This window comes from Streptomyces sp. JHA26 (assembly GCF_002005565.1).
Lineage (GTDB): Bacteria > Actinomycetota > Actinomycetes > Streptomycetales > Streptomycetaceae > Streptomyces.
This window is the reverse complement of the sequence record NZ_BDJC01000106.1, coordinates 1-9,711: the sequence shown is the minus strand read 5'-3', so window position 1 is coordinate 9,711 and position 9,711 is coordinate 1. Positions and strand designations below refer to the sequence as shown.

Here is a 9,711-nt window from a genome sequence, read left to right as displayed (position 1 = left end):
CCAGGACGATCTCGCCCACCCCCGCCTTGGCCAGCGCGGGCAGCGCCGCGCGCACCAGTTCCGCGTCCCGGCGGGCGTCCAGGACCGGGGCGGCACCGGCACCGCCGGTCACCAGCCAGGCCGCCGCACCCGGCGGAACGCTCCCCGGCAGGTCCTCGACGCGGCACACGCGCGGGCGGCCCGCGCGGGCGTCCGTCCCCGGTCCCGCGGCCGCCGACTCCACGGCCCGCCCCAGGAGATCCCGCGACGCGCCGTCGCCGTTCCGGTCCAGCAGAGTCACCCGGTCGCCCCGGGCCAGGCCGTGCGCGGCGATCCGCGCGGCCAGCCGGACGTCCGAACCGCCCACCAGCAGATCGCTCACCATGCCGGCCAGGCTCTCAACCCGCCACCTGGGCGTCTGCTCAAAAGTGAGCGGCGACGGCCCGACCGCCCGCCTACCGTCCTGCGCTGAGGTTCACTCGACCGGGGCCCGGGCGCCCGGCCCGTGCCGCCCGTTCCGCGACACCACGTCCGCGAGGTACGCACCGGAGCTCTTTCGCGCCGGGGAGGCCCGCGCCGGGAGCCGCACGCACCCGCACCACCCTCCCGCCCCCGAAACGGCGGGAAGGTGACGACAGGGCCCCTCACCACACCGGACCACGACGGGGGGAAGGATCCGACTGGACGTGTCCGACACCATCGACGACCGACTCGACGCCCTCATACGGGCCGCGCTGCCGTCCGCGCCCGACGGCCTGGAGCTCGCGGCCGACCTGCCGCTGGCCGCCTACGGACTGGACTCCGTCGGCACCGTCGGGCTGATCGCGGCCCTGGAGGACGCCTTCGGCTGCACGGTGCCCGACGAGGAACTCCTCCCCGCCAACTTCCGTACGCCGGGGGCCGTCAGGGCCCTGCTGACCCGACTGGAAGTGACCACATGACGGACCGGCTGCTCGACGACTGGTTCCGCGACGGTCTGGCCGCCCACCCGCACGGTCCCGCCCTGCGGGCCGGTGCCGACGTCCTGTCCTACACCGAACTGGACCTGCGGGCCCGGGCCTGGGCGGCGGCCCTGACCGCCGGCGGACACCGGCCGCGCCGCGTCGGCCTGCTCGCGGGCAAGAACGCCGACACCTACGCGGCGTTCCTCGGGATCCTCTCCACCGGTGCGGCCGTCGTGCCGCTCGGCGCCGACGCCCCCGCCGAACGCAACGCCGCCGTCGCGGCCGCCGCGGACATCGACGCCCTCGTCACCGGGGAGGCCCACGTGTCCGCCCCGGGGCCCGGCGTACGGGTGCTGACCAGGCCCGACCCGTCGGCGGCCGCCACCTTCCGCGGTCCGGCCGGCCGCGAGCCCGGGGACCTGGCCTACATCCTGTTCACCTCCGGATCCACCGGCCGCCCCAAGGGCGTGCCCATCACCCACCGCAACGTCAGCGCCTTCCTCGCCGCCGCGCTGCCCCGCTACGACATCGGGCCCGGCGACCGGTGCAGCCAGGTCTACGAGCTGACCTTCGACCTCGCCGTGCTCGACCTCTTCCTCGCCTGGGGCACCGGCGCCTGTCTCTGCGCGCTCACCCGGCTCCAGGCGCTCAGCCCCGAACGGTGCGTGCGCACGCACGAGCTGACCCTCTGGCACAGCACGCCCAGCCTGATCGCGGCCGCCGCCCGCTCCGGCCTGCGCCCCGGCGGCCTGTCCCGGCTGCGCTACGCCGTCTTCTGCGGCGAACCCCTCCCCGTCACCGTCGCCCGCACGGTGCGCACCGCCGCCCCCGACGCCGTCCTCGACAACATCTACGGCCCCACCGAACTCACCATCGCCTGCACCGCCTACCGCTGGCACGTCGGTGACGAACCCGAGTGGTCCGCACCGACGGTGCCCATCGGCACGCCCCTGGACGGAATGGACTTCGTCCTGCTCGGCCCGGACGGGCGGCCCGCCGACGACACCGGCGAACTGTGCATGTCCGGGCCCCAGATGTTCGGCGGATACCTGGACCCCGCCCATGACCGCGGCCGCTTCGTCGGCCTGCGCGGGCGCCGCTGGTACCGCACGGGCGACCGCTGCCTCCTCGACGGCAAGGCCGGCCTCGTGCACCTGGGCCGTGACGACTCCCAGGTGAAGATCCAGGGCTACCGCGTCGAACTCGCCGAGATCGAAGAGGCGTTGCGTCGCAGCGCCCCGGGACGGGACGCAGCGGCCTGCACGGTCGACACCGCGCGGGGCGCCGAGCTCGCCGCGTTCCTCATCGGGGCGCCGCTCGACCCCGCCGACGTGCAGGCTCGCCTCGCCGGTCTGCTGCCCGCCTACATGCTCCCCCGCCACCTGTGGGTGCTGCCCGAGGCACCGCTCAACCGCAACGGCAAGACGGACCGTGCGGCCCTGCGTGCCGAGGCGGCCCGCCGCGCCGGCTCCTGAGCGCGGACAGAATGCGAAAGAAGGACCCCACCATGTCCGACCGCACGATCCGGTGCCGGCTGCACCTGCGCCACACCGACTTCGTCATGCGCAACCACCGGGTGCACGGAGTCTCGGTGCTGCCCGGGGTCACCTTCCTCGACATCGTCTTCCGGGTGCTCGCCGCACAGGGCGTGGACCGGACGACAGCGGTCCTGCGCGACGTGCTGTTCACCGAGGTGGTGGCGACGGCCGAAGGGCTCGACCGGGAGATACGGCTGACCGTCGCCCCGGAGGCCGACGGCGCACGCGAGGTCGTCGGCGAGAGCCGCGCCCTGCGGGACGGTGTGCCCGTCACCGGCTGGGCGCGTAACTTCTCGGCGCGGCTCACCACGACCGACGAGCCCGAACCCGTGCTCGACGCGGAGGAGTCGAAAAGGTCCGCGACCGCCCGCGGCGACATGGCGGAGCTGTACGCGCGCGCCCGCGAGGAACGCATCGAGCACGGGCCCCCGATGCGCTGCCGGGGAACGCTGCACCGGGGCGTCCACCGCGGTGCGGGTCTGCTGGCCGACATCGAACTCGAGCAGGACGAGGCCGGCCTGCTGGACCGCTTCCACCTGCACCCCGGCGTCCTGGACGCGGCCTCCCTGGTGGCCTTCGCCCAACGGCCTTCGCCCGGCGAGCCGTTCATCCCGGTCTTCATCGAGTCCTTCCGCGCGCCGCGGCCGCTGCGGGGACGCGTGTACGTGTCCGTGCCGCGCGCCGAGGAGTACGCCCCCTCCGGCGACCTGGTGCACAGCGACTGCGCGATCCACGACGAGACCGGCGCCCTGGTGGCCGAGTTCCGCCGGCTGAGCTGCAAGCGCATCCGGCACAGCGGGCTGGTCACCCGGCTGCTCGACGTGGACGGCGTGGACGGCGTCCGCCGGGGCGTCGCGGTGGAGGGGCCCGCGGAGACGGGGGAGGCCGAGGAGACGCCGGAGCGCGGGCAGGCCCCGTGCGGCGCGACGGACGGTGCGGGCCCCGCGGAGGACGGTGCGGGCTCCCCGGGGAACGGCGCGGACCCCGTTGACGCATGGCGTGGCTTCCTGCGCAAGGTGGTCGGGGAGACCCTGCGACGGGATCCCGACGACGTCGCCACCGCGACCGGGTTCTACGAACTCGGGCTCGACTCCGTCACCCTGCTGGACATCAGCGGGATGCTGGAGGAAGCGGTCGGCACGGCCCTCTACCCCACCCTCCTGTTCGAGTTCGGCGACATCGACAGCCTGGCACGGCACCTGGCGTCCGCATACGGTCCGCCCGCGCCGGACAGGGCACCGGCCACGCCGGACGAGACCGTCACGACCGCGGCCGAAGCGGGCGACGACGTCACCACCGTCTGCCTGCGCCCCGTATGGGCGGCGCTGCCCGCACCCGGCCACGCGGGTCCCGTCATGGCCGCCGGGGACCTCGTGGTCCTCGGCGGGTCCGCCGGACTGGCCGAGAACCTGCGCGGCCGTCTGACCGGCTCCCGGCGCGTCCTGCACCGGGCGATGCCGGGCGACCGCGAGGACCTCCGCGGACTGCTGCGCGACCTGCGCGCCGAGGCCACCCCCCGCACGTTCGTCGTGCCGGCACCCGCCGACGACGACCCCGCCTCGCCGTACCGGGCGGTCCAGTCGCTGGCGGCCGCCCTGGTCGAGGAACGCACCAGCGAACCCTGCGCCGTCCTGTACGTGCACGCGGCACCCGGCGGGGCGGCGCGTCCCCAGGACACCGCCGTCGGTGCCCTCGCGCGCACCGTCACGGCCGAGACACCGGTGCTGCGCTGCCTGCGCGTCGAGGTCGACGCGGACCCCGCCGACACGGACGCCGTCGCCTCGGCCCTGGCCCGGCTGACCGGGCCCGACCCCGCCGAGCCCGCGCCGGCGGGGCCCTCGGGTCCGGCCGCCGCCCCCGACGAACTGCGCTGCGTCCCCGGCAGCGGCTGGGCCCGCCGCGCCTACGCCCCGCACACCGGCGGACCGGACGCCCTGCCCCTCAGGCACGGTGGCACGTACGTCGTCGCGGGCGGCACCGGCGGAATCGGTCTGCGACTCGCCGAGTTCCTCGCCCGGGAACGGGCGGCGAAGCTGGTGCTGCTCGGCAGGAGCGCCCTCCCGGCAGGGACCGACGCACGGTTCACCGAATGGGAGGCCCACGGAGCCGAGGTCCTGCACCTGCGGGCCGACATCACCGACGAAGGGGAACTCACCGCCGCGCTGGCCGAGGCCCGCCGCCGCTTCGGCGCCCTGACCGGCGTGTTCCACTGCGCCGGTACGGTGCGGGACGCCGCGTACTTCCGCAAGGACCCCGGCGACGCGGAGGCCGTACTCGCGGCCAAGATCACCGGTACCGTGCGGCTCGACGCCGCCACGGCCGGGGACGACCTCGACCTCTTCGTGCTGTTCTCGTCCCTGTCGGCGGCCGTCGCCAACCCCGGCCAGAGCGACTACGCCTATGCCAACGCCTGGCAGGAACAGTTCGCGCGACTGCGCGCCGCCCGCGCCGACAGGCCGGGCCGCACCCTCGCCGTCGCCTGGCCCTACTGGGCCGAGGGCGGGATGCGCGTGGACGCGCGGACACTGGCGCGCACCCGTTCCACGACCGGGCTCGTCCCCCTGCCCACCGGCGAGGCGCTGCGTGTCCTCACCGACGCCGGGACGGGCCCCGCCGTCGTCACCACGGTGCTGCACGGTGACGCCGGCCGCGTGGAGCGGCTGCTGCCCGCCGCGGACGGCGGACCGCGCGACGAGGACGCCTCCGGCCCGATGCCCGCCCACGGCCCCGAAGCCCTGCCGGCCGGCCCCGCGACCGCACGGCCCGGCGAGGACGGCCGGGACGGCGGCCCCGCGAAGGCCCCCGCTCCCGACGACATCGCCATCGTCGGGGTGGCCGGGCAGTACCCGCGGGCGACCGACGTGAACGAGCTGTGGCGCAACCTCGTCCGCGGCCGGGACTGCATCACCGAGATCCCCCCGGAGCGCTGGCCGCACGACACCTACTACGCACCCGAGCGCGGCACCCCCGGCCGCACCTACGGGCGATGGGGCGGCTTCGTCGACGCCTACGACCGGTTCGACCGCGAGTTCTTCGGCATCTCACGGCGGGACGCCGAACGGATGGACCCGCAGGAGCGGCTGTTCCTGATGACCGCCTGGCACACGCTGGAGGACGCGGGCCACCCGCCCGCCACGCTCGCCGGACGCGCCGTGGGCGTGTTCGTCGGCGTGATGTGGAACCACTACCAGCTGGTCGACTCCGCCGACGACGGCGTCGCCCCCATGGCGGCACACTCGGCCGTGGCCAATCGCGTCTCGTACACCTTCGACCTGCGCGGACCCAGCATGGCCCTGGACACCGCCTGCTCCTCGTCCCTCACCGCGCTGCACCTCGCCGTACGCAGCGTCCGCGCGGGCGAGTGCGAGGCGGCGCTGGCCGGCGGGGTCAACCTCATCGTCCACCCGCAGAAGTACCTCCAGCTCGCGCAGGGTCGGTTCCTCTCCGACGACGGGCGCTGCCGGGCCTTCGGCCGGGGCGGCACCGGGTACGTCCCCGGCGAGGGCGTCGGCGCGGTCCTGCTCAAACCGCTGCGGCAGGCCCTGCTCGACGGCGACCACGTGTACGCGGTCATCAGCGGCAGCGCCGTCAACCACACCGGACGCACCAGCGGTTTCACCGTGCCGAGCCCCGCCGGGCAGGCACAGGCCGTACGGGCCGCGCTGCGCGACGCGGGCGTGGCCCCGGAGCGGATCGACTACCTGGAGGCGCACGGCACCGGCACCTCGCTGGGCGACCCGATCGAGGTCGAGGGACTGCGGCAGGCGCTCACCGGAGCCGGGGACCACCGGTGCGCGATCGGTTCGGTGAAGTCCACGATCGGACACCTGGAGAGCGCCGCCGGGATCGCCGCGGTGACCAAGGTGCTCCTCCAGCTCCACCACCGGCGCCTCGCGCCGACGCTGCACGCGGACGAGACCAACCCGCACATCGACTTCGAACGCGCGCCCGTGCGCGTCCAGCGCGAGGCCGCTGTCTGGCCGCCGCGCGCCGACGGCGTCCCCAGGACCTCCGGCGTCAGCTCCTTCGGGGCGGGCGGCAGCAACGTCCACCTGGTGCTGACGGAGGGCCCCGCACGCCCCGAGGCACCGGCCGCGCCACCGGCAGAGCAACTGTTCGTGCTCTCCGCCCGGGACGAGACGGCCCTGCGTGCGTACGCCGGCCGGTGGGTGGACCACCTGAACGCCCTCACCGACACCGACACCGAGACCGACGCCCCGCGGCCCTCGCTCGCCGATCTCGCGTACACCTCCCGCACCGGCCGCACCGCCATGGCCGTACGGCTGGCCGTGGTCACCGGGGACCTGGCGGGCCTGCGGGCGGCGTTGCACCGCTATGCGACGGGCAAGCCCCCGGCCGACGGGGACTTCTGGACGTACGCGGGCATCGAGCCGGATCCCACGGGCCTCGACGGCCTCGCCCGGACGGCCGCCGAATGGGTCGCCAAGGGGGAGCCCGGCCTTCCCGACCGGGCCGACCACTGGGCGTCCCGCGGCCTGCCCACGGATACCGACGGCCTGCGCAAGGTCCCGCTGCTGCCCAACTACCCCTTCTCCCTGGAGCGTCACTGGCCCGGCGAGTGGGCGGCCGGAAGGCACGCGGAGGCCGGGGGGACCGCGGAGGACCGGACGACGGCCGGCGGGGAGACCGCGGCGGAGGCGGAGACGGAGAAGAGGACGGAGGAGGAGGCACCCGTGGTCACCGGGACGAACCCGTCTTCCGGGCCCGCGGCACACGGCGCGGGGCCGGAAGACCCGGCGGGAGACGCACAGGACGAGCAGGCGAGGAGGCCCGCCGTGGACCGTGCCGTGGTCCGGCAGGCGATCGTGGAGGCGCTCTGTGCCGAACTGCGGGTCGCTCCGGACGAGATCGACCTCACCGAGCCGTTCAGCGACCTCGGCGTCGACTCGATCGCGGCGGAGGTGGTCCGCCAGGAGATCGGCGGACGCTTCGGCGTGGAGCTGGACTCCGTGACCGTCTACGACCACCCGACGGTGGAGCGCCTCACCGACCACGTACTGACACTCGGCCCCACCCACGACACACAGGTCGCCGCGGGATCACAGACCGCTCCCGGGGACGACGCCGCTGACGGCCACGCAGGGCGACAGCCGCACGGCGTGACCGCCGACGGGCCGGAGTCCGTCCGGGGCGCGCAGGGCCGTGCCGGGGCGGAGCCTGCCGAAGACGCCGAGGCCCGTGCCGGGACAGAGCCCTCCGGACCGGTGCGCCCCGCCCGCGACACGGAGCGGGCGGAGCAGCGCCGGGACGCCGCCGCGGTGACGTCGGCGAGCGGCGCCGCGGCCGCGGGTGTGCCGGATCCCCACCGGGGCACCGACATCGCGGTCATCGGCATGGCCGGGCGCTTCCCGGGCGCGCCCACGCTGGACGCGTACTGGGAGAACCTGCTCGCGGGGCGCTGCGAGATCACCGAGATCCCCGCCGAACGGTGGGACGCCGCACAGTGCTACGACCCGGACCCGACGGTCCCCGGGACCACCTGCAGCCGGTGGGCGGCCCTGCTCGACGACGTCGACGCCTTCGACGCGGCGTTCTTCGGCGTCTCCCCGTTGGAGGCCGAGGCGATGGACCCGCAGCAGCGCCTCTTCCTGCGCGAGGCGTGGAACGCCCTCGAACACGCCGGCTACGGAGCGCCGCGCACGGCTGCCACCGGCAACTGCGGCGTCTTCGTCGGCAGCGGCGCGGGCGACTACGGCCGGCTCCTGGCCGACCGGGGGCAGCGCGACAGCGGATACGCGTTCCTGGGCAACGCCCCCTCCATCCTCGCCGCCCGCATCGCGTACCTCCTCGATCTGACGGGCCCCACCCTCGCCGTGGACACCGCGTGCTCCTCCTCGCTCGTCGCCGTCCACCTCGCCTGTCAGTCGATCCGGTCGGGAGAGTGCGACATGGCCCTCGCCGGAGGGGTGGCACTGATGCTCACCCCCGAACTGCACGTGCGGTGCGGCCAGGTGGGCATGCTGTCGCCGACCGGCGTCTGCGCGCCCTTCGCGGCGTCGGCCGACGGCACGGTGCTCGGCGAGGGCGTGGGCGCGGTCGTGCTCAAGCGCCTCGACCGGGCCCTGGCCGACGGAGACACCGTGCACGGAGTGATCCGCGCCGACGGCGTGAACGGCGACGGCCGCACGAACGGCATCACCGCGCCCAGCGCCCGCTCCCAGACCGAGCTCATCGCCTCGGTGCACCGGCGTTCGGGACTGTCCTTCGACGACATCGGTTACGTGGAGGCGCACGGCACCGGAACCCCGCTCGGCGACCCCATCGAGGTCAAGGCGCTCACCGACGCCTTCCACCGGGGCACCGACCGGACCGGCTACTGCGGTCTGGGCTCGGTGAAGGCCAACGTGGGCCACACCACCATGGCGGCCGGGATCGCCTCCCTCCTCAAGGTCCTGCTGGCACTGCGGCACCGCACCCAGCCGCCCGCCGCCGGCTTCGGGGAGCCCAACCCCCGGCTCGACCTGGACGGCAGCCCCTTCCGCGTGCGCACCGAGGCGGTCGACTGGCTGCCCGGACCCTCGGGCGTGCGCGCGGCCGCCGTCAGCGGCTTCGGCTTCAGCGGCACCAACTGCCACCTGGTCGTGGCGGAGGCACCTCCCGCCGCACCGCGGCCGCTCCGGGAGAGCCAGAGCACCGGCGCCTTCACGTTCCCGGTGTCCGCCCGCACCGAGACCGAGTTGCGGCGCCGGCTGGAGGACCTCGCCACCGTCGCCTTCTCCGCTCCCGAAGGCGCCCGGGGCGGGGCGAGCGCACGGGACATCGCCTTCACCCTCGCCGTGGGACGCCGGCATCTGCCGGTGCGTGCCGCGCTGACCGCCGGCACCGTCACCGCGCTGGGCGCCGGCATCAGGCGCCTGCTGGACGGTGCCCCGGACGCGGGGGCGTACTGGCTGACGGCCCCCGAGGACGACACGAGCACGGCCGCGGCCTACGTACGCGGTGCCGACCCGGACTGGGAGTCGCTGTTCGCGGGAACCGGAGCACGCCGCATCCCCCTGCCGACGTACCCGTTCACCGAGTCGCGGTACTGGGCAGGAGCACAGGCCCCCTCGGACACCGGAAGCCGGACGGAGAGCGCCGACGCCTCCGGCGGGGCGGGCGCGGACGGACGCGGGCGCCCGGGCGGATCCGACGACCCGCTCGACGCCGCCTGGCTGCTCGCCGACCACGTCGTCGCCGGAACCCCCACGCTGCCCGCCACCGCCACCCCCGCCGCGGCCGTACGCGCC

At 75.4% G+C, this 9,711-nt stretch carries 4 protein-coding genes; 3 read left to right on the top strand and 1 reads right to left on the bottom strand.

What is annotated here, in order from left to right:
- Positions 1 to 364, bottom strand: a 364-nt coding sequence (locus JHAT_RS32835; protein WP_143660592.1) for a hypothetical protein, incomplete at its 3' end; no start/stop codon positions are given.
- 301 nt (positions 365 to 665) lie between these two features.
- Between JHAT_RS32835 and JHAT_RS32830 the strand changes: the two genes are divergently transcribed.
- The 3 genes from JHAT_RS32830 to JHAT_RS32820 form a co-directional block, all read left to right on the top strand.
- Complete coding sequence (locus tag JHAT_RS32830; protein WP_171991178.1) at positions 666 to 920, top strand: acyl carrier protein; 255 nt, start codon at positions 666 to 668, stop codon at positions 918 to 920.
- The gene (locus JHAT_RS32825; RefSeq protein WP_077801921.1) at positions 917 to 2,398 is read left to right on the top strand and encodes an AMP-binding protein; all 1,482 of its coding nucleotides are present in this window, start codon (positions 917 to 919) and stop codon (positions 2,396 to 2,398) included. The genes JHAT_RS32830 and JHAT_RS32825 overlap by 4 nt, the downstream gene beginning before the upstream one ends.
- A gap of 32 nt (positions 2,399 to 2,430) precedes the next feature.
- On the top strand, positions 2,431 to 9,711 hold a 7,281-nt coding region (locus tag JHAT_RS32820), incomplete at its 3' end, for an SDR family NAD(P)-dependent oxidoreductase (protein ID WP_171991177.1).

Bases quoted from the DNA above. Each gene is read 5' to 3' on its own strand.
- JHAT_RS32825 (WP_077801921.1), top strand. From the start codon at position 917: ATGACGGACCGGCTGCTCGACGACTGGTTCCGCGACGGTCTGGCCGCC.